The sequence below is a fragment of the Algoriphagus sp. PAP.12 genome, assembly GCF_026652115.1.
Classification (GTDB): domain Bacteria; phylum Bacteroidota; class Bacteroidia; order Cytophagales; family Cyclobacteriaceae; genus Algoriphagus.
This window is the reverse complement of sequence record NZ_JAPPSQ010000008.1, coordinates 102,324-120,764: the sequence shown is the minus strand read 5'-3', so window position 1 is coordinate 120,764 and position 18,441 is coordinate 102,324. Positions and strand designations below refer to the sequence as shown.

18 protein-coding genes are annotated in these 18,441 nt (G+C 40.8%); 11 read left to right on the top strand and 7 right to left on the bottom strand.

Annotated elements, in window-relative coordinates; translation table 11 throughout:
• Window positions 1-25 precede the first annotated feature (25 nt).
• The 3 genes from O0V13_RS11590 to O0V13_RS11580 are packed head-to-tail and all read left to right on the top strand — an operon-like array spanning window position 26 to window position 1,624.
• Window positions 26-703 (top strand): SDR family NAD(P)-dependent oxidoreductase, encoded by a 678-nt coding sequence (locus tag O0V13_RS11590; protein WP_268035121.1) that lies wholly within the window; start codon window positions 26-28, stop codon window positions 701-703.
• Between the two features lie 3 nt (window positions 704-706).
• Complete coding sequence (locus tag O0V13_RS11585; RefSeq protein WP_268035120.1) at window positions 707-1,162, top strand: nuclear transport factor 2 family protein; 456 nt, start codon at window positions 707-709, stop codon at window positions 1,160-1,162.
• A 6-nt stretch (window positions 1,163-1,168) separates the two neighbouring features.
• The gene (locus O0V13_RS11580; RefSeq protein ID WP_268035119.1) at window positions 1,169-1,624 is read left to right on the top strand and encodes a hypothetical protein; all 456 of its coding nucleotides are present in this window, start codon (window positions 1,169-1,171) and stop codon (window positions 1,622-1,624) included.
• Here the strand turns inward: O0V13_RS11580 and O0V13_RS11575 are convergent.
• Window positions 1,621-2,043 (bottom strand): META domain-containing protein, encoded by a 423-nt coding sequence (locus O0V13_RS11575; RefSeq protein WP_268035118.1) that lies wholly within the window; start codon window positions 2,041-2,043, stop codon window positions 1,621-1,623. The two genes, O0V13_RS11580 and O0V13_RS11575, sit on opposite strands and share 4 nt — an antisense overlap.
• A gap of 404 nt (window positions 2,044-2,447) precedes the next feature.
• Between O0V13_RS11575 and thrA the strand changes: the two genes are divergently transcribed.
• Genes thrA through thrC form a run of 3 tightly spaced genes read left to right on the top strand, consistent with a single transcriptional unit; the run spans window position 2,448 to window position 7,129 of the window.
• Window positions 2,448-4,895, top strand: coding sequence for a bifunctional aspartate kinase/homoserine dehydrogenase I (thrA, locus tag O0V13_RS11570; RefSeq protein ID WP_268035117.1), 2,448 nt, complete (start codon window positions 2,448-2,450; stop codon window positions 4,893-4,895).
• Window positions 4,895-5,824: a homoserine kinase gene (locus tag O0V13_RS11565; RefSeq protein WP_268035116.1), complete on the top strand. Its 930-nt coding sequence runs from the start codon at window positions 4,895-4,897 to the stop codon at window positions 5,822-5,824. The genes thrA and O0V13_RS11565 overlap by 1 nt, the downstream gene beginning before the upstream one ends.
• A gap of 6 nt (window positions 5,825-5,830) precedes the next feature.
• Complete coding sequence (gene thrC, locus O0V13_RS11560) at window positions 5,831-7,129, top strand: threonine synthase (protein WP_268035115.1); 1,299 nt, start codon at window positions 5,831-5,833, stop codon at window positions 7,127-7,129.
• 61 nt (window positions 7,130-7,190) lie between these two features.
• Here the strand turns inward: thrC and O0V13_RS11555 are convergent, their stop codons facing one another.
• Window positions 7,191-8,165, bottom strand: coding sequence for a polyprenyl synthetase family protein (locus O0V13_RS11555; protein WP_268035114.1), 975 nt, complete (start codon window positions 8,163-8,165; stop codon window positions 7,191-7,193).
• Between the two features lie 144 nt (window positions 8,166-8,309).
• On the opposite strand from O0V13_RS11555, the gene O0V13_RS11550 reads away from it, so the two are divergent.
• The 3 genes from O0V13_RS11550 to O0V13_RS11540 all read left to right on the top strand — a co-directional run bounded on the left by O0V13_RS11550 (window position 8,310) and on the right by O0V13_RS11540 (window position 11,607).
• Window positions 8,310-8,792, top strand: a complete 483-nt coding sequence (locus O0V13_RS11550) for a DUF4199 domain-containing protein (protein WP_268035113.1) — start codon at window positions 8,310-8,312, stop codon at window positions 8,790-8,792.
• An 84-nt stretch (window positions 8,793-8,876) separates the two neighbouring features.
• Window positions 8,877-10,577: a 1-acyl-sn-glycerol-3-phosphate acyltransferase gene (locus O0V13_RS11545; RefSeq protein ID WP_268035112.1), complete on the top strand. Its 1,701-nt coding sequence runs from the start codon at window positions 8,877-8,879 to the stop codon at window positions 10,575-10,577.
• The gene (locus O0V13_RS11540) at window positions 10,552-11,607 is read left to right on the top strand and encodes an NAD(P)H-dependent glycerol-3-phosphate dehydrogenase (protein WP_268035111.1); all 1,056 of its coding nucleotides are present in this window, start codon (window positions 10,552-10,554) and stop codon (window positions 11,605-11,607) included. Before O0V13_RS11545 ends, O0V13_RS11540 begins: the two co-directional genes overlap by 26 nt.
• 34 nt (window positions 11,608-11,641) lie before the next feature.
• Here O0V13_RS11540 and O0V13_RS11535 read toward each other — a convergent pair whose 3' ends face one another.
• Together O0V13_RS11535 and fbp are read right to left on the bottom strand one after the other, a co-directional pair.
• Window positions 11,642-12,811, bottom strand: a complete 1,170-nt coding sequence (locus tag O0V13_RS11535; protein WP_268035110.1) for a PQQ-dependent sugar dehydrogenase — start codon at window positions 12,809-12,811, stop codon at window positions 11,642-11,644.
• 78 nt (window positions 12,812-12,889) lie between these two features.
• A complete protein-coding gene (gene fbp, locus O0V13_RS11530; protein WP_268035109.1) occupies window positions 12,890-13,915 on the bottom strand; it encodes a class 1 fructose-bisphosphatase in 1,026 nt (341 codons plus the stop codon).
• Window positions 13,916-13,973: 58 nt separating this feature from the next.
• On the opposite strand from fbp, the gene O0V13_RS11525 reads away from it, so the two are divergent.
• Complete coding sequence (locus tag O0V13_RS11525; RefSeq protein WP_268035108.1) at window positions 13,974-15,260, top strand: aspartate kinase; 1,287 nt, start codon at window positions 13,974-13,976, stop codon at window positions 15,258-15,260.
• A 47-nt stretch (window positions 15,261-15,307) separates the two neighbouring features.
• Complete coding sequence (locus O0V13_RS11520) at window positions 15,308-16,429, top strand: Gfo/Idh/MocA family protein (RefSeq protein ID WP_268035107.1); 1,122 nt, start codon at window positions 15,308-15,310, stop codon at window positions 16,427-16,429.
• Here O0V13_RS11520 and O0V13_RS11515 read toward each other — a convergent pair whose 3' ends face one another.
• Genes O0V13_RS11515 through O0V13_RS11505 form a run of 3 tightly spaced genes read right to left on the bottom strand, consistent with a single transcriptional unit; the run spans window position 16,430 to window position 18,277 of the window.
• Window positions 16,430-16,927, bottom strand: coding sequence for a GNAT family N-acetyltransferase (locus O0V13_RS11515; protein WP_268035106.1), 498 nt, complete (start codon window positions 16,925-16,927; stop codon window positions 16,430-16,432). It abuts the gene before it with no gap.
• Window positions 16,927-17,799, bottom strand: coding sequence for a fructosamine kinase family protein (locus O0V13_RS11510; protein ID WP_268035105.1), 873 nt, complete (start codon window positions 17,797-17,799; stop codon window positions 16,927-16,929). The genes O0V13_RS11515 and O0V13_RS11510 overlap by 1 nt, the downstream gene beginning before the upstream one ends.
• Entirely contained in the window at window positions 17,792-18,277 is a 486-nt protein-coding gene (locus tag O0V13_RS11505; RefSeq protein ID WP_268035104.1) for a low molecular weight protein-tyrosine-phosphatase, read from the bottom strand. The genes O0V13_RS11510 and O0V13_RS11505 overlap by 8 nt, the downstream gene beginning before the upstream one ends.
• Window positions 18,278-18,441: the final 164 nt, after the last annotated feature.

Sequence of the window (18,441 nt, the reverse complement as noted above, 5' to 3'; positions counted from 1 at the left end):
CAATAATCAATCGTGTTTTAAGCTTATGAGTAGAAATATCATCGTGACTGGTGCCGCTGGGAATTTAGGTTCAGCTGTTGTAGAAAAATTTAAACGAGAGGGATACCATGTGATCGCATTGCTTCATCCCGGGAAGGAAGAAGAAGTCGAAGAAGCCGATGATTGCTATGAAGTAGATGTGACAGATGAAAAGTCTGTCGCCGAATTTGTCAAAGAATATCAATTACAATATCAGGACTTAGATGCTTTGGCTCTTCTTGTGGGAGGTTTCGCAATGGGGAATATTGAAAAGACCAATCAAGCAGACTTGGAGAAAATGTTCACTTTGAATTTTTTCAGCGCATATCATTTGGTGAAAGGCTTTTTACCATTTTTGAAAAAGCAGGAAAAAGGAACTTTCCTTTTTGTGGGGTCCCGTCCGGCATTGCAATTGGAAGATGCCGCAGGTACCTTAGCGTATGCTATGAGCAAAAAGATGGTAATTTCCTTGGCCGAAATCATTGCAACAGAAACCCAAGATACAGCCATTCGATCCCATGTTTTTGTGCCTAGTATCATCGATACTCCTCAAAATAGAGAGGCAATGCCAAAGGCTGATTTTGCCAAGTGGGTTAGTCCTACCGATATTGCAGAAGCAATGCATTATGCTGTCAATAATTCTGCATTGAGAAATATGACCTTTAAACTATACGGGGAGGCTTAAACTATGAAAAAGACCCTTTTATTAATTGTTGCAATGGCTTTTTTAAGCCACTTTTCCATGGCACAGTCAGGAGCTGACCAAGATGTGAAAGCAGTGATTATGTCCCTTTTCGATGGAATGAGAGCCAAAAATGCTGATCAGGTTTCTAATGCTTTTATCCCTGATGCTGTAATGCAAACCGTGATTTCAGATGACAAAGGCACGAGAATCGGGAGTAATTCTGTGTCTGATTTCGCTTCGAGAATCGGTTCTACAGGGCCGGAAGTTCAGTTGGATGAAAGAATCCTAGAATATCAAATCAAGGTAGATGGGGATATGGCTGCCGCCTGGACTCCCTATGAATTCTATGTCAATGACAAATTCAGCCATTGTGGAGTCAATAGCTTTCAGCTGGTGAAACTCCCGGAAGGTTGGAAAATCGTCTATATCATTGATACCCGAAGAAAAGAGGGTTGTTAATTTCCCATGCAAAGTATTAAAGAAAAGCTTTTTCAACTTGCAATAGGCAAGGTGAAAGAAAATATCCAACTTCTCAAAGAAGAAAGAAAAGCGATATCTGATGGGATATTGGAAGATACCAAAAGTAGCGCAGGAGATAAGTTTGAGACGAGTCGTGAAATGCTGACTCAAGACCTCAAACAAGTTGAGACTCAATTGGAAAAAAATCAATCAGATTTGGATGAGCTCTATCGGGTTCTAGCAATCAAGTCATCCTCAGGAATGATCCAAGAAGGATCTTTGGTGAATTTGGGGACGGATTGGTTTCTGATTTCCGTTAGTCTGGGACAATTGGAAATGGAAGGCCAGAAATACTTCCTTTTAAGCAGAAATTCTCCTTTGGGCCAACTCTTGATTGGCAAAAAAGAAGGAGAGGCTATTCCTTTCAGAGGAAAGCCTCAGACGATTAATTCATTGGTTTAATCTTTTTTCGGCACCAAAGTCATGATCTCCTCAGCTCCTTGAAGCAAGGTGAGTTTGTCTTTGCTGACCTTAAAATCTCTGACTTTAGCAATAGCATCTAAAAAAGTCTGCTCTCCATTACCTGGGCAGGCTTTTTTTGTGATAGCTCCCGGATCCAATTGAATTCCTGTTCCTTCCAGTTGAAAGGATCCAGAGAAATCATTACATCCTGAATATCCAGCCAATTTTCCTCCATCCAAGAAGCTTAAAGAGGGGAGTCCACCTGTAAATTGATTGAGATCCAGTCCAGAACCCATCAAAGATGATAGTACCCAGGGGTTTTTGGACAACAATGCAAATGGGTTGATAGTCGAAACACTACCACAGCTATTGAAAATAATCAAGAAAAATATTGGCGAAAGAAATTTAAGGTGTTTCATAGATAATTCATTTTAAAACAGATGTATGAATCTAAAATAAGAAATTATATTTTGATTAAGTCAAAAATAGGAAATAATGATTTGTATTTTTTGATGCCTAAAATTGCGTTTTTTATATTTTAAGGGCAGCTTTTATTCAAAACTGGAAAAACCATGAAGGATTATTTGGCTTAAAGGAAATTCCTCAGTAAGATTGTGCAGTCAATTCCAAGATCATGGTTGGTGCAGCAAAACATATTTTTTATCCAAACACCCCGCAAGTCCTTTGCGGAGGTATCACTGCTTTTTTTACCATGTCCACCCGAATGACCACCATTACGGGGTAATCCCGTCATGAATTATTAGTACCCGCCCCTAGGCCTTTTTTAGGCATTTTACATTACAAATCATCAGAACAGTTTCTTATGAAAATCATCAAGTTTGGAGGTTCATCCGTAGCGAACCCAGACAACATCCGAAAGGTTTTTGCAATTATTCAAGACAAATTAAAACAACAGGAAGTAGCTGTTGTATTTTCCGCCTTTGGGGGAGTCACGGAAAGCTTATTGACGATTGCTCGTCTAGCTAGAGAAGGCGATCAAGCCTATAGAGATATGCTTCAAACATTGGAGGAGAAGCATTTGGATATGGTTCGTCAGCTGATTGCTGTACAAAACCAGTCCACTGTGATGACTTTTGTGAAGGTTCGATTCAACGAGCTTGAGGATTTGTTTCATGGAATTTTCTTGATCAAAGAAAACTCTGCTAGAACTCTGGACTATGTAGTTAGCTTCGGTGAGAGACTATCAACTTTCATTTTGGCAGAAGCTTTTGCCGCAAAAGGAATGAAGACCCAGTTTCTCGATGCAAGAGATGTGATCAGAACCAATGATAGATTTGGTCAGGCGAGAGTTGATTTTGAGGTAACCAACCAATTGATAAAAGACTATTTCTTGCAGCACGATGGGATCAAAGTAATCACTGGCTTTATCGCATCCACTGCAAAAGGGGAAACCACCACTTTAGGAAGATCTGGTTCTGATTATACTGCTGCAATCTTTGCAGGAGCATTGGGGGCCGATGATTTGGAGATTTGGACTGATGTTTCCGGGGTATTGACTTCAGATCCTAAGTTGGTTTATACCGCATTCACCATTCCTCAATTGAGCTACAATGAGGCGATGGAACTTTCTCACTTTGGTGCCAAAGTGATTTTCCCGGCTACCATGCAGCCAGCGATGAAGAAAAGTATTCCGATCTATATCAAAAATACTTTTGAGCCGGAAAATCCCGGAACCATGATCAATGGGGAGGTTACCAATGGAGCTTTGATCAAAGGGATTTCTTCCATGTCCAATATTTCGATTGTGACTGTTCAGGGATCTGCTTTGCTTGATGGGACCGCAGGAAGCCGAGTGTTCAAAGCTTTGTCAGAGGCGAAGGTCAATATTGTCTTGATTTCTCAGGCATCCTCAGAGCATAGCATTTGTTTGGCAATCAAAACTGCCGAAGCCTACCTGGCGAAAGAAGTCGTGGAGAAGGAGTTTTTCTACGAAATCAAGTCCGGTGAAATGGATGAGGTCTACTTAATGCATGGATTCTCAACCATTGCTGTGGTAGGTGAAAATATGAAACAAAACCCGGGCGCTTCAGGACGAATGTTCCGTGCCTTGGGTAGAAATAATATCAACGTTGCGGCGATTGCTCAGGGAAGCTCCGAATTGAATATTTCTGCTGTGATTCCTCAGGCGGATTTGCAAAAGGCCCTGAATGCCTTGCACGAGGCCTTCTTCCTTTCTGAAAACAAGGTTCTTCACGTGTTCTTGGTTGGAGTTGGCCTGATCGGGAAAGCACTGATCAAAATGATCGCAAACCAGCAGGTGAAACTTCGTGATAGCAGTGAATTGGATATCCAGATTCATGGGTTGGCAAATAGTCGTTATATGGCATTTCATGAAGATGGATTTGATTTGAAAGATCCTTATGAGTTGAGCGAATCAGACGAAAACATGGATTTGGAGAAATTCATCAAAACGATGGAAGAGATGAATTTCTCCAATTCCGTATTTGTAGATTGTACTGCAAGTCAGAGTGTTTCGGATGCTTATTCCCGTATTTTGGAAGCGAAAGTTGCAATCGTGACGCCAAACAAAAAAGCAAACTCCGGTACCATGGAGGAGTATGCCTACCTCAGAAAATTGGCGAAAAAGCGTGGGGTGAAATTCCTATATGAAACCAATGTAGCCGCAGGTCTTCCAGTGATCAATACACTTCAGGATTTGATGCTTTCCGGAGACCGTGTGATCCGAATTGAAGCAGTTTTGAGTGGATCGATGAACTTTATTTTCTCTGAATTGGAAAAAGGAGATCCTTTCTCTGAAGTGGTGAGAGTAGCAAAAGAAAAAGGTTTTACCGAACCTGATCCAAGAGATGATTTGAGTGGAATGGACGTGGCAAGAAAGATCTTGATTTTGGGTAGAGAAGCCGAGCAGACTTTGGAGTTTGATGATATTACTATTCAAAGCATGGTTCCTGAAGATTGTCAGGATGCTGAGACTGTAGATGAGTTTTTCCAAAAGCTGAAAGCACACGATATTGAGTTTACTGATCTGTTGAAAGCGGCAGAGGCAAAAGGAGAGAAGTTGCGGTTTATGGCAACTCTTGAAAATGGTAAAGCGAAAGTGGGATTGAATTCCCTTCCAAATGCACACCCATTCAGTAGTTTGAGTGGAAGTGATAATATGATTTTGCTGACTACAGAACGTTATTTGGATCGCCCTATGATTATTAGAGGGCCTGGTGCGGGAGCAGATGTGACTGCTGCCGGTGTATTTGCAGATGTGATTCGTATCGGTAACTATACCCGTGAATAATGAAGTCTGTTAAAGCTTTTGCTCCGGCAACGGTCGCCAATGTTTCCTGTGGATTTGATATCCTGGGATTTGCCATCGAAGGCATGGGTGATTGGGTACGCTTGGAGGAAAAAGGTAGCCCGGGTTTAGAGGTTGTCTCTATTACTGGAGATGAAGGGAAGCTTCCTTTGGATGTGGAGAAAAACACCTGTTCAGTAGCTATTCAGGCCATGCTTCATTCCTTGAATATTGAAATAGGCATGGCTATCCATTTGGAAAAAGGACTCCCTTTAGGTTCTGGTATGGGGTCCAGTGCCGCAAGTGCAGCTGCTGCTTTGGTTGCTGCTAATGAGTTTCTGGGGAATCCACTTGAAAAGAAAGATTTGCTCCCTTTTGCAATTGCTGCTGAAAAAGCTGCTTGTGGAGCAGGTCATGCAGATAATGTTGCTCCAAGTTTATTGGGAGGCTTCGTTCTGATCAGAGATTACCATCCTTTGGACGTGATCAAATTGCATGTGCCAAAAGGCTTGCATTGTACCCTGTTGCACCCGCATTTTGAGCTGAAAACCGCAGATTCCAGATCGGTTTTAAGAGATTCAATTCCATTGAAACATTCCACAATTCAATCGGGGAATGTTGCAGGGTTGGTGGCAGGACTTTACGAGGAGGATTTTGATTTGATTTCCAGATCCCTGAGAGATGTAATTGCCGAGCCTTATCGTTCGATCCTGATCCCAGGATTCAATGAGGTCAGAGAAGCTGTAAAAGCAAAAGGAGCTTTAGGTATGGGGATTTCTGGTAGTGGGCCAACTCTTTTCTGCCTTTCCAAAGGCGAAGAGAAAGCTCAGGAAATAGCCGATGCCGCAAAGGAAGTTTATGAAAGTATAGGTTTAGGTGTTGATGTGTTCTTTTCTGCCATCAATACCAGAGGTGGTTATATCGTAGAATAAAAAGCCATGAAGTATTACAGTACCCAAAATCCGAATCACAAGGTTTCATTGTCAGAAGCGGTTATCAAAGGGCTTGCTCCTGATAATGGTTTGTATATGCCGGAAAGAATTCCAACTCTGTCCCAAGATCAAATTGAAAGCCTCTCTAACATGAGTTTTCAGGAGATTGGCTATTTGGTGATTGGAAGTTTGTTCACTGAGGATTTGACTGATGTGCAAATCAAAGAGTTGGTGGATCATACTTTGACTTTTGATGCGCCATTGGTTCAGGTGGAGGATGATGTTTACAGTTTGGAACTGTTTCATGGTCCTACCCTGGCATTCAAAGATTTTGGGGCACGGTTTTGCTCCAAATTGATGAGTTTGCTTCTGACAGATTCTGATCAAAAAGTAAGGGTTTTGGTGGCCACTTCTGGTGATACCGGGAGCGCTGTAGCGAATGGCTTTTTGGGAGTTGAAGGTGTGGAGGTGATTATACTTTTTCCAAAAGGGAAAGTAAGCTTACTCCAGGAAAAGCAATTCACCACCCTAGGTCAAAATATCACTGCCTTAGAAGTTGATGGTGTTTTTGACGATTGCCAAACTTTGGTGAAAAAGGCCTTTTTGGATCCTGAGTTGAACGAAAAATTGCTATTGACATCAGCCAATTCCATCAATATTGCCAGATGGATTCCTCAATGCCTGTACTATTTCTATGCCTATTCTAGATTGCCTAAAAGCAGCAAAAAGATTGTATTCTCCGTACCAAGTGGGAATTTCGGAAATATTGGAGCTGGAATTTTGGCACAAAAAATGGGCTTGCCAATCGATCAATTTGTAGCAGCAACCAACGTGAATAAGGTTGTTCCTGATTATTTGAGAGGCAAGGAGTTTTTGGCCAAGCCTTCAATCCAGACGGTTTCCAACTCTATGGATGTAGGAAATCCGAGTAATTTCCCAAGACTTCAGGCTTTGTATGGAAATGATGAGGAATTATTCAGAGACAAAGTCAAAGGCTATTTTTATGACGATCAGGAAACAGTGAAGGCGATTCAGGCTGTAAAGCCAAATGGCTATACTTTAGACCCACATGGGGCTGTTGGTTACCTGGGATTGAAAGCCTTTATGGATGAAAACCCAGGCTATGTAGGAGTCTTTTTAGAGACCGCTCATCCAGGGAAATTCAGAGATGTGGTGGAAGAAGCTTTGGAAGAAGAGTTGGTGCTTCCTGAAAGATTGGCTGCTTTTCTGGAAGGAAAGAAAGATGTGATCCCAATGGGAAAAGGATTTGAGGAGTTTAAGGGGTTTTTGGAGGGGATTGCATGATAGTATCATTTGATACTATCTAATGTAGGTTCTTTTTAAAAATGAAATGAAAATGAAAGACTTATTTCTTCCTCTCAATAGAATAGCTGACCAAAGCAGCCAATGAGGTTCTGAATTCCGATTCTGGGAACTCCTTCAAAATAGCCAAGGATTCCTGGTAGAATTCATTCATTTTCTCTTTTGCATATTCCAATCCGCCGCTTTTCTTCACAAAGTCAATGACTTGATTGACAGCCTTTTTGTTGTTGGATTTGTTTCTGATCAGGTGAATGATTTGCTTCTTTTCCATCCAATCGGCATTTCGAAGGGCATAGATCAATGGCAAAGTCATTTTCTTTTCTTTGATATCAATACCTACCGGTTTTCCGATTTCTTCATCACCATAGTCAAACAAGTCATCTTTGATTTGGAAAGCCATACCTACTTTTTCTCCAAAGGTTCTCATTCTTTCCACAATGCCCTCGTCAGTTTGTACACTCGCTGCGCCTACAGCACAGCAGGAAGCGATCAGGCTAGCTGTCTTTTGGCGGATGATATCATAATAAATCTCCTCATCTACATCCAGTTTTCTGGCTTTGTAGCTTTGCAGCAATTCACCCTCAGACATTTCCTTCACTGCATTGGATACGATCCTCAATAAATGGAAATCTCCGTGATCCACACTCAACAATAAGCCTCTCGCTAACAAATAATCACCAACTAAAACTGCAATTTTGTTTTTCCAAAGGGCATTGACTGAGAAAAATCCACGTCTGTAATTGGCATCATCCACTACATCATCATGAACCAAACTTGCGGTGTGCAATAGTTCAATTAAAGCTGCACCTCGATGGGTAGAATCATTGATAGGCCCAAAAATCCCAGCACTCAAGAAAACGAACATAGGGCGCATTTGCTTCCCTTTGCGTTTTACAATGTAGTTAGTGACATGGTCAAGAAGCTTGACCTTGCTTTTCATGAAATCCCGAAATTTCTGTTCGAAAACATGCATTTCGGACTCAATCGGGACTTGTATTTTTTTGAGGTCTGGTTTCATCAGGCTTTGAAGGCGTAAAAATAATACCCTTTAGTTGATGGACAAGGTTTTCCATCAGGATACATCAGAAAATCCAAATTTAATTCGAGGAGGATTTTTTGTATTTTGAATTAGTGATTCAACTTATCCCCCCAAAACCGAAATATGAAAAATTTAAGAATTGAAATTAAATGGGCAATTATCTTTACTCTTAGTATGTTGGGTTGGATGTTTTTTGAAAAAACTATGGGATGGCATGATGAGAAAATCGCTGATCATGCTACCTACACCAACTTTTTTGCAATCCCCGCCATCTTGATTTATGTGTTTGCCCTTTTGGACAAGAAGAAGAATTTTTATTCTGGAGTCATGTCATACAAACAAGGGGTGATTTCAGGCTTGATCATTACGGCGTTTGTAACCGTTTTAAGTCCATTGGCTCAATATATTACTTCAACCGTTATTACTCCTGATTATTTCCCGAATGTAATTGAATATGCAGTATCATCTGGAAAAATGACTCAAGCTGATGCTGAAGCCTATTTTAATATCAATAGCTATATGATTCAATCAGTAATCGGAGCTTTGGTAATGGGATTAGTGACATCATTGATCGTTGCGATTTTTGTAAAGTCCAAATCAAAATAGCCACCCACCCTGTATGTAAAATTCTTATTCAGGAAATACTAATTCCTTATCTTTGATCTTTATTCGATCAAACCAGCAATCCACTTGGAGGAGAAATATATCAAACATAGGTACGACCCCATTCTGCCCAGCAAGGATGAATGGCCTGTGGTAAAACTGGCAAGGGAACGAAAAGAATTCATCAAGAAAGTTTCGGATAAGTCTCAGGAGAGGATCCTGAACTTGACCAATCACAATCCTGATATTTTGAAGGAGGAGTTGGAGACAACCCTCTATCGTGAAAAGCTAAGGGTCAAGCAAAATCCTTGGGTGGTTGATCCGGATGATGAATCCAGTTTTTGGAATAAAGTTAAGGAGTCTTTGCTCCAAGTGAATTCTGAGTCAAAGCTGTCCAAAGCTGATAGGTTGAAAGAATACCAGGAAGTGTTGCAAAGAATCACTTCCAGATATTCTGAAGAAATCGCCAGTAATTTCAAACACCACCACTATAAGTTTACCCGTAGTGTCGTAGCATTCGGCTTTTCGAGACTTTTGAATGCGGCTAGGGTAAAAGGTTTTCGTTCCATTTTCAGTAATCAATATTCTCTGCAAGATAAAATCCAGATTACCGGAGAGACAGACCAGTTGCGTGATTTGGCTACCAAAGGAACTGTGGTGATGGTTCCTACGCATTTTTCCAATTTGGATAGTATCCTGATTGGCTGGACGATTTCTGTTTTGGGTTTGCCTCCTTTTATCTATGGAGCAGGATTGAATCTTTTCAATATCTCCATTTTCGCCTATTTCATGGATGCACTTGGTGCTTACAAAGTAGATAGGAGAAAGAAGAATTTGATGTACCTGGAGACCCTGAAAACCTATTCCAAAGAAGCTATACAGTTTGGTTGTCATTCCTTGTTTTTCCCTGGAGGAACCAGAAGTAGAAGTGGGATGATCGAATCCAAATTGAAGTTGGGACTGCTGAGCACTGCAATAGAAGCGCAAAGAGCGAATTACCAAAAAGGAATAAAAGATGTCTCAGGAAAAGTCTTTATCGTTCCTGTTACTATCAATTATCATTTTGTGCTGGAAGCACCTAGTCTGATTCAGGATTATTTGAGCATCACTGGTCAGGAGAGATATTACAAAGAGAATGATGAGTTCTCTACTTCTTATAAAATCTCCAAATTCTTGGTGAAGTTCTTTACCAAAGGATCTGATATTTCTGTTTCTGTTGGGAAAGCAATGGATGTCCTCGGAAATTATGTGGATGAAAATGGAAATAGCCTGGATAAGCAAGGGAGAACTATTGAAACCCAGGATTATTTTATTTCCAATGGGGCGGTGAGTGTGGATTCCCAACGTGAAGAAGAGTATTCCAATCTTTTGGGAAAGAGAATCGTGGAGGAGTTTCATAAAATCAATCGAGTATTCTCATCACATTTGGTAGCTTTTACAGCTTTTGAGATGATCAAATCCATGAATCAAAAACTGGATTTGTTTGATCTGATTCGTTTGCCTGAAGAAGATATCTTCTTGCCATATGATGAATTCAAAGCTGCTTGTCAAATGGTCTATGATCGGATTTTGGAACTAAAAAAAGAGGGACTGATCAATATTGCTCCACATATGAAGCGTGGCATGGATGAAATCATCGCTCATGGATTAAGTAATGTGGGGATGTATCATGCCAAAAGGCCTTTGATCCGCAATAAGGACGGATTCATCGTTACAGAGGATATGAGTTTATTATATTTTTATCATAACAGATTAGATGGGTATGGACTCGAAAAACTCTTCCAATAAGAAAGTCGGAGTCGTAGGAGTAGGAAGCTTTGGAGCGGCCATCGCAAATATGCTTGCAGAGAAAAGCAATGTGATAGTCTACGCTCGAAAACCTGAGGTGGTTGAGGAAATCAATGAAAAGCACGAAACCCAAGGCAGAAAACTCAACCATTCAATCATTGCTACTTTTGATCCTGAGTGGATTTGTGAACAATGCGAGGTTTTGTTTTTTGTGGTGCCTTCCAGTGGATTTCAAGAAGTGGTCAGGAATTTTGCTCCTTTTTTACATCCCTATCACTTGATTATTCATGGGACAAAAGGGCTATGCCTTAATCTTCCCGGAGAACATGACCTGAATTCACTGAGAAAAATCAAAAGGAGCCAGCTGCTGACCATGAGTGAGGTGATTCAAAAAGAAACCGTCGTTGTAAGAGTCGGTTGTCTTGCTGGTCCAAATTTATCCAAAGAACTCAGCAAGGGGCAACCTGCAGCAACTGTTGTGGCGAGCAAATTCAATGAAGTGATTTTGGAAGGACAGAGATTGCTTCGGTCTGATAAGTTCCAAGTCTATGGAAATTCAGATATTATCGGAGTTGAACTAAGTGGAGTATTGAAAAATATCATTGCAATTGCTTCAGGTGCCTTGGCAGGTTTGGGATTGGGTGAAAATGCCAGAGGTTTATTGATTTCCAGAGGGATGGTGGAGATGGTGCATTTGAGCAATGCTTTGGGAGGGGGAGTTCGTTCCGTAATTGGTTTGGCGGGGATTGGAGATTTGGTTGCCACATGCAATTCGGTGGATTCCCGGAATTTTACTGTCGGTTTCAGATTGGCTAAGGGGGAAACGCTGGAAGAAATACAATCCGATATGGAGGAAGTAGCGGAAGGGATTAATACCGTAAGAATTATCAAGGCATTTTTGGAAACCTCAGATCTAAGAGCTCCAATTACCGAGAACTTGTACCGTGTACTATTCGAAGATTTAAAAATCGAAGATGCACTTCATTTCTTGATGAAGTATCCATTCAATGTCGATGTAGACTTTGTTTAAAAAAAAGCTCTCCGTTTTGGAGAGCTTTAATTTTTTATGGGATTGGGATTAGTTTGACAAGTAATCCAGTTCCTTCCGTGATAGCATAAAGATAACCATCTGGGCTTTGGCTTATTTGTCTTACTCTTCCGATATCTTGAAGCATGATTTCCTGAGAAAGTGCTTTGTCTCCATCCATATCCACACGGTTGATATGCATTTTTGCAAGAGCTCCGATTAGAATATCTCCTTTCCAAGCAGGGTATTTGTCAGAAGTTACGATCGCAATACCAGCAGTAGCAATAGATGGAACATAGTAGGAAACTGGCTGCTCCATACCTTCTTTCTCTGTGATTTCTGTGATGGTAGATCCATCATAATTGGTTCCGTAGGTGATTACTGGCCAACCATAGTTTTTGCCTTTTTCGATCAAGTTTAGCTCATCACCACCCATCGGGCCATGCTCTGATTCCCAAACTTTATCGTTTGCTGCATCATATACCAAGCCTTGAGGGTTTCTATTACCCAAAACCCAGATAGATTTCACTGCATTTGGCTCATTCACAAATGGATTGTCTTCTGGAATACTTCCGTCATCTTTCAATCTGTGGATTTTACCATGAGCATTTTCCAAAGTCTGAGCATTCATCTTGGTGTCAAAACGATCTCCACTGGAGAAATACATGTAGTTGTCTTTGTCGAAGACAATTCTTGAACCGAAGTGATTGCCGCCTTTCCAAGCTGGAGTGGCCTCCCAAAGCTCTTCCAATTCTACAGCATTGCTTCCATCCAATTTGAATCTAGCGATGGTAGTGGCTGATTTTTCATCTTCTTTGGCTTTTCCATAAGAAATGTAAATCCAGCCATTGTTGGTATAGTCTGGATGTGCTTCGATGTCCAAAAGTCCGGATTGCCCTTCCTTATAAAAAGCAGGAAGTCCCGCGATTTTGGTCCCTGTAAATTTGTCGTTTTCGAAAATAAGGATGTCACCTTCTTTTTCGGTTACCAACAATTTTCCGTCAGGAAGCCAAGTCATACCCCATGGGTGCTCAAACCCAGTGTATAAAGTGTCTACCTTGATTTTCATTTTTTCGGTAGAGACTGCGTATGTATCGTCAATTGGCTCTTCTACAACGACTTCAGTCTCGGTTTTGGATTCGCATGAATTCAGAAAAATCGCACCTGAAAACGCGGCGACTCCTAAAATGGAATGATATAGTTTCATAAGTTGATGATTTAGCCTCTAAGATACATCCAGTTATTTGGATCAGAAAACCTTCAACCTTTAGTTTGATAAAGGGTTCTATAGCTTTTCCTCCGCAAAATATTTCATGGCAGTTTGCACCATTTTTTCTGAGCCAATGATCAATGGAGTTCTTTGGTGCAAAGACTCAGGAAGAATTGACAAAATATTTTGCTTCCCATCTGTGGCCAAAGCGCCTGCTTGTTCGGCCAAAAACGCCAAAGCATTTGCTTCATAAAGAAGCCTTAGCTTTCCATTTGGATTCTTTTGAGTTGGTGGATAAATGTAAATCCCTCCTTTCAGAAGATTCCTGTGAAAATCAGCAACCAAGGATCCAATGTATCTTGCCGAATAACCTTTTTCCTTACAAAGTCTGATGTAATCCTGTACTCCTTTGTTCCATTCAAATTCTGAGCCTTCATTGATAGAATAGATGTCCCCGTCTTTTGGAGCCTGAATATTGGGGTGAGAAAGGAAAAACTCTCCTAAGGAACTTTCATAGGTAAAGCCATTGACGCCAAATCCTGTAGTGTAGACCAACATGGTGGAAGAGCCATAGAGTACATATCCTGCAGCTACTTGCTTGGATCCCGGTTGCATCACGTCTTCCATTTGAATAGGGCTACCAGCTGGAGTGATTCTTCGATAAATGGAGAAAATAGTACCGATGCTGATATTCACATCAATGTTGGAGCTTCCGTCCAGTGGATCTATAGCTACCACATATTTTCCAGAGGTATTGTGTAAATCTATCACCGCATCCTCTTCTTCAGAAACTATGGCACAGACTTCGCCTCCTTTGCTGAGTGCTCTTATAAATCGGATGTTGGCGATGACATCGAGTTTTTGTTGTTCTTCGCCCTGGACATTCGTTTGACCAAAAGCGCCTCCGATATTGGCAAGTCCGGCTCGGTTAGTTTCCCGATTGACTATCTTGGCTGCCAAGGCAATGTCTCTGAGTAGCTGCGAAAGTTCTCCGGAAGCAAAAGGGAAATCGGATTGTTTTGATTTAATAAATCTGTCGAGTGTGGTACCGACTGAATAGGCCATACCGCTTTGGTCCGGCTGATAAGGATTAATTTTCATTGCTTAGAAAAATACAATATTTGGGTTTATATCTTTTCGAAATTAGGAATAAAATCTGATGGCTAAAACTATAGTATACAAATTTGGTGGAGCTTCTGTGAAAGATGCTGACTCTGTTAAAAACTTGGCTGAAATTTTACGTAATCGATTGCGAAAAAATATGCTAATCGTGGTTTCCGCAATGGGGAAAACCACAAACGCTTTGGAGGAAATTCTATCATCTCGAATGAATCAGGATGATTATTCTCAAAAAAGTACAAATTTAAAACAATTTCACCTAGATATCTGCAAAGGGCTTTTTCCGGAAGATCATCTGATTTTTCCCAAACTGGAAAATCTATTTGTTCAACTTCAGAATTTGCTTTATCAAGAGGTAAACGAAGATAATTACGATGAGTCCTATGACCGAATTGTAGCTTTTGGAGAATTGATTTCTACCCGGGTCGTGATGGAATATCTTTGTGAGCAAGGGATAGTAGTCCTTTGGCAGGATGCTAGAGAGTTGATTCTGACTTCCAGTGATTTCCGCTTCGCGAAAGTGGATTGGGCTCAAACCAAAAAGAGGTGCAAGTCGATTCTTCAACCTAATTTGGATCAATACCCAGTAATCACTCAAGGATTTATTGGAGCTGATTCCAAAGGTAGGACTACTACGTTGGGGCGTGAGGGTTCGGATTTTTCGGCTGCGATTTTTGCATCTTGTTTAGGAGCAAGTTCTGTTACTATCTGGAAGGATGTGCCGGGTGTCTTGAATTGTGATCCGAAAGTTTTCAACGATCCTGAGTTATTTTCGGAACTAGATTATTTGCAGGCTGCCCAGATGACTTATTATGGAGCTAGCGTTATTCACCCAAAAACTATCAAACCTTTAGCTAATTTGAGTATTCCGCTTTTCGTTAAGTCTTTTCTAAAACCGGATGAATCTGGCACCAAAATTCATGCGACTGGTAAGCTGAACCCGATTCCATCTGTTATTTTAAAAAGAAAGCAAATAATGGTCTCGTTTCGAGTTTCTGATTTTGCCTTTGTCGAAGAGTGCCATATCCATGAAATCTATAATGAGTTAGATCGGTTGAAACTGAAAGTGAATATGCTTCAAACTTCTGCCGTCGGGATTACAATTATCATCGATCATCAGCTTTTCAAATTGAAGAAATTGGTTGCCGCTTTGGAAGAATCTTTTTCTATCAGATACAATGAAGGACTGGATTTGCTGACCATTCTCAATCCAAAAGAAGGGAGATGGGAAAACCTAGGAGCTAGTTTTGAAATTTTGCTGGAGCAGCGGACTAGAAATACCGTTCAGTTGGTCACTAGAGAGTTGCATCCTGGAGATCAAGATTAATTGCTTGAAAATCCCTATTTTCATATTCTAACCTCTATGACCTATCTATGAACTCAAGAAGAATTTTTCTCCAAAAAGCCAGCGCATCCGCAGTTGCCATCTCCATTCCTTATTTGCCGAGTTTTTCTAAGCCATTCTCTAGAATTGAAGAACAGCCTACTCAAAGTGACAAAGTGTTACGTGTAGCAATTATGGGTTTGGGAAGTTATGGATCTAGGGTGGCTCAAGCCATGGAGGATTCGAAAAGAGCAAAATTGGTAGGTCTGATAAGTGGAACGCCTTCCAAAGTGGAGGTCTGGAAGGAGAAGTATTCTATCCCGGATAAAAACTGCTATAACTACGAGAACTTTGATGCAATCAAGGATAATCCAGATATCGATGCAGTGTATGTGATTACCCCAAATGCCCTGCACAAGGAACAATCCATACGCGTAGCTCAGGCGGGTAAGCATGTGATCTGCGAAAAGCCCATGGCCATCAATGCTGCTGAAGCCAAAGAAATGGTGGACGCCTGCGATAGGGCAGGAGTGAAGTTATTGATTGGTTACCGAATGCATTTTGAAGCAAATACCCTAAAGGTGGTGAAAATGAGGAAGGCAGGAGAGTTTGGGACAATTAAGTTCTTTCAGGGGCTTAGTGGTTTTATGATTGGTGATCCTACCCAATGGCGATTAAATCCAGCATTATCTGGTGGTGGAGCTATGATGGATATTGGTATCTATTCAATAAATGGAGCGAGATATATGACCGGTGAAGAACCAATTTGGGTGACTGCTCAAGAAGTGAAAACCGATCCTGTGAAATTTAAAGAGGGAATTGATGAGACCATTACATTTCAAATGGGATTTCCATCTGGAGTTATCGCCTCTTGTTTGTCAACGTATTCCATGAATAATTTGGATAAATTTTTCCTGAACGGAACCAAAGGTTTTGCCGAAATGCAGCCTTCGACGGGTTATGGTCCCATCAAAGGAAGAACCAATCACGGTCCCTTAGATGAGCCGCATATCATGCATCAGACTGTTCAAATGGACCAGATGGCAAGGATTATTTTTGATGGTGTCGAGCCAGAAATTCCCGTAGATGGTAGAGAGGGTTTGAAAGATATGGTGATTATTGATGCGATTTTTAAAGCTGTGAAAACAGGGGAGAAGGTTTCCTTAGGTTGATCAATCTAAGGTTAATTGCATCAAAACCAGCGTCAGCCATTTTTCAAATTTGGTAGCGACTTCAGGGATCCGTGCGACTTCTTTGAATCCCAATCTCTCATGGAATCGATAACTTCCCAGATTCTGAGAGTCCATCCCTGCGATCAACACATGGATGCCTTGGTTTCTGGCAATTTGGATCAAATCCTGCATCATGGCTGTTCCCAAGCCATTTCCTTGTGCAGATTCATTGAGATAAATTGAGTGCTCAACTGTGGTATTGTAGCCGGGTTTTGCTCTGAATTTTCCGTAAGTAGCAAATCCACAAGCTTCACCTTTTGAAACTCCAACCAAGATTGGGAAGCCATCAGTTAGTTTTTGCTCCATCTGAAGTTGGACTTCTTCGGAGGTCTTTGTTTTGTAATCGTAATTGTTGCTAGTGAAAAGGATGGAATCGTTGATGATTTTGCGGATTGCTTCAAGATCAGAAGCTTGGTAGGGGCGAATTTGAAAATCCATTATTGAAATCGCTTGATAATTTTTTCTATTCCCGGAAGATAGGCGATTCCAAAGAGATTCAGATGGACCAAAAGAGGATAGAGATTATATATTCCTATTCTATTTTCAAATCCTGGCTCCATGGGTAAAATGGACTCATAAGATTCGTAAAATCTATTGTCAAAGCCTCCGAATAGCCGGCTCAAAGCAATGTCCATTTCTCTGTGTCCGAAATAGATAGCAGGATCGATCAAGCAGGGTTCTCCTGATTTGGTACTGATGACATTTCCTGACCAAAGATCACCATGGACCAAAGCAGGTTTTTCATTGGGGAATATTGATTCGAGTTTAGGGTATATTTCCTGAAATTTTTTCAAAAAATCCAAAGGGATCAATCTGTCGAAATATGCCTTTCCCAAAAGTGGTTCGAGTCGATGCTCTATATAAAAGTCCAACCAAGACTCACTCTCCAAGTTTTTCTGAAAAAGTGAAGCGATGTAATTGTCATGATCTAATCCAAACTTGGGCTGATGAGTTAGGTGCAAATGAGCGAGTCCAAGCCCTAGGTTTTCCCAATAGTCCAATGAATATCTTCCTGATTGGATAAATTCCGAAAGGAGATAATTATAGTCTCCAATCCTTCCGCAGCCAAAGACTTCTGGGACTTTTAAAAAAGTGGATTTCCGGATTCTGTCAAGGCCTTTCGCTTCTTTGACTAAGGTGTCTTTTTCATGGTCAAAGTTTAATTTCAAAAAGAAAGCCCCTTCATTCGTGTCAAGTCGGATTCCTTGATTATGGCTTCCTGCTGCGATTAAAGAGGCTGATTTGAGCTCGGCTAAAGGTCCGAGATTTTGATAGATTACTTGTTCATATAATTCATTGAAATCATGCATATATCTGATGATTCTCCTGAATTTGACTCAAAAAGTGGCCAATTGCTTCATCCAGAATCCTGTAGATTTCCATGAATCCTTCCTCTCCGCCGTAATAGGGGTCTGGAACAGAAAGCCCCACGCTTTCAGGAACAAAATCCCGCATCATAAAGATTTCTTTTTCTGGGAAGCCAAATCTAGTTTTTAGGTTGTTGAGATTTCGGAGATTGCTGTCATCCATTGCAATGATGTAGTCAAAATCCCTGAAATCAGTCCGGTTGACCTGTCTTCCCCTATGGCTGATCGGGATCTCATGGAGAGCAGCGCATTTAATTGTCCTCTCATCAGGTAGTTCTCCAATGTGATAGTCAGAAGTACCTGCGCTATCAGCCTTAAAATGTGACTTGATGCCAGCGTCTGTAATCTTTTGATTAAAAATAGCCTCTGCTAATGGGGACCTGCAAATATTACCCAAACAGACAAATAATACTTTTATCATTTCAATTTTCAGTGTAAAAAAGGTGCGGCGGTAAACAACGGATTTGAAAATACTTAATTTTTGGTGGAATTACACGCCTTGTTTTCCTTTTTTAGAAATATCTAGAAGGTCAGAAAATACCTAATGGATGATTCAAAAGAGAATAAATTCGGAAGTAAAACCTA

Coding starts and splice junctions, on each gene's coding strand:
- fbp (WP_268035109.1), bottom strand. CDS start 13,915: ATGAAAATTAATCCTTATCAGCCGGACCAAAGCGGTATGGCCTATTCA.
- O0V13_RS11590 (WP_268035121.1), top strand. CDS start 26: ATGAGTAGAAATATCATCGTGACTGGTGCCGCTGGGAATTTAGGTTCA.
- thrC (WP_268035115.1), top strand. CDS start 5,831: ATGAAGTATTACAGTACCCAAAATCCGAATCACAAGGTTTCATTGTCA.
- O0V13_RS11580 (WP_268035119.1), top strand. CDS start 1,169: ATGCAAAGTATTAAAGAAAAGCTTTTTCAACTTGCAATAGGCAAGGTG.
- O0V13_RS11515 (WP_268035106.1), bottom strand. CDS start 16,927: ATGGATTTTCAAATTCGCCCCTACCAAGCTTCTGATCTTGAAGCAATC.
- O0V13_RS11555 (WP_268035114.1), bottom strand. CDS start 8,165: ATGAAACCAGACCTCAAAAAAATACAAGTCCCGATTGAGTCCGAAATG.
- O0V13_RS11585 (WP_268035120.1), top strand. CDS start 707: ATGAAAAAGACCCTTTTATTAATTGTTGCAATGGCTTTTTTAAGCCAC.
- O0V13_RS11565 (WP_268035116.1), top strand. CDS start 4,895: ATGAAGTCTGTTAAAGCTTTTGCTCCGGCAACGGTCGCCAATGTTTCC.
- O0V13_RS11540 (WP_268035111.1), top strand. CDS start 10,552: ATGGACTCGAAAAACTCTTCCAATAAGAAAGTCGGAGTCGTAGGAGTA.
- O0V13_RS11525 (WP_268035108.1), top strand. CDS start 13,974: ATGGCTAAAACTATAGTATACAAATTTGGTGGAGCTTCTGTGAAAGAT.
- O0V13_RS11505 (WP_268035104.1), bottom strand. CDS start 18,277: ATGATAAAAGTATTATTTGTCTGTTTGGGTAATATTTGCAGGTCCCCA.
- O0V13_RS11510 (WP_268035105.1), bottom strand. CDS start 17,799: ATGCATGATTTCAATGAATTATATGAACAAGTAATCTATCAAAATCTC.
- O0V13_RS11550 (WP_268035113.1), top strand. CDS start 8,310: ATGAAAAATTTAAGAATTGAAATTAAATGGGCAATTATCTTTACTCTT.
- thrA (WP_268035117.1), top strand. CDS start 2,448: ATGAAAATCATCAAGTTTGGAGGTTCATCCGTAGCGAACCCAGACAAC.
- O0V13_RS11520 (WP_268035107.1), top strand. CDS start 15,308: ATGAACTCAAGAAGAATTTTTCTCCAAAAAGCCAGCGCATCCGCAGTT.
- O0V13_RS11535 (WP_268035110.1), bottom strand. CDS start 12,811: ATGAAACTATATCATTCCATTTTAGGAGTCGCCGCGTTTTCAGGTGCG.
- O0V13_RS11575 (WP_268035118.1), bottom strand. CDS start 2,043: ATGAAACACCTTAAATTTCTTTCGCCAATATTTTTCTTGATTATTTTC.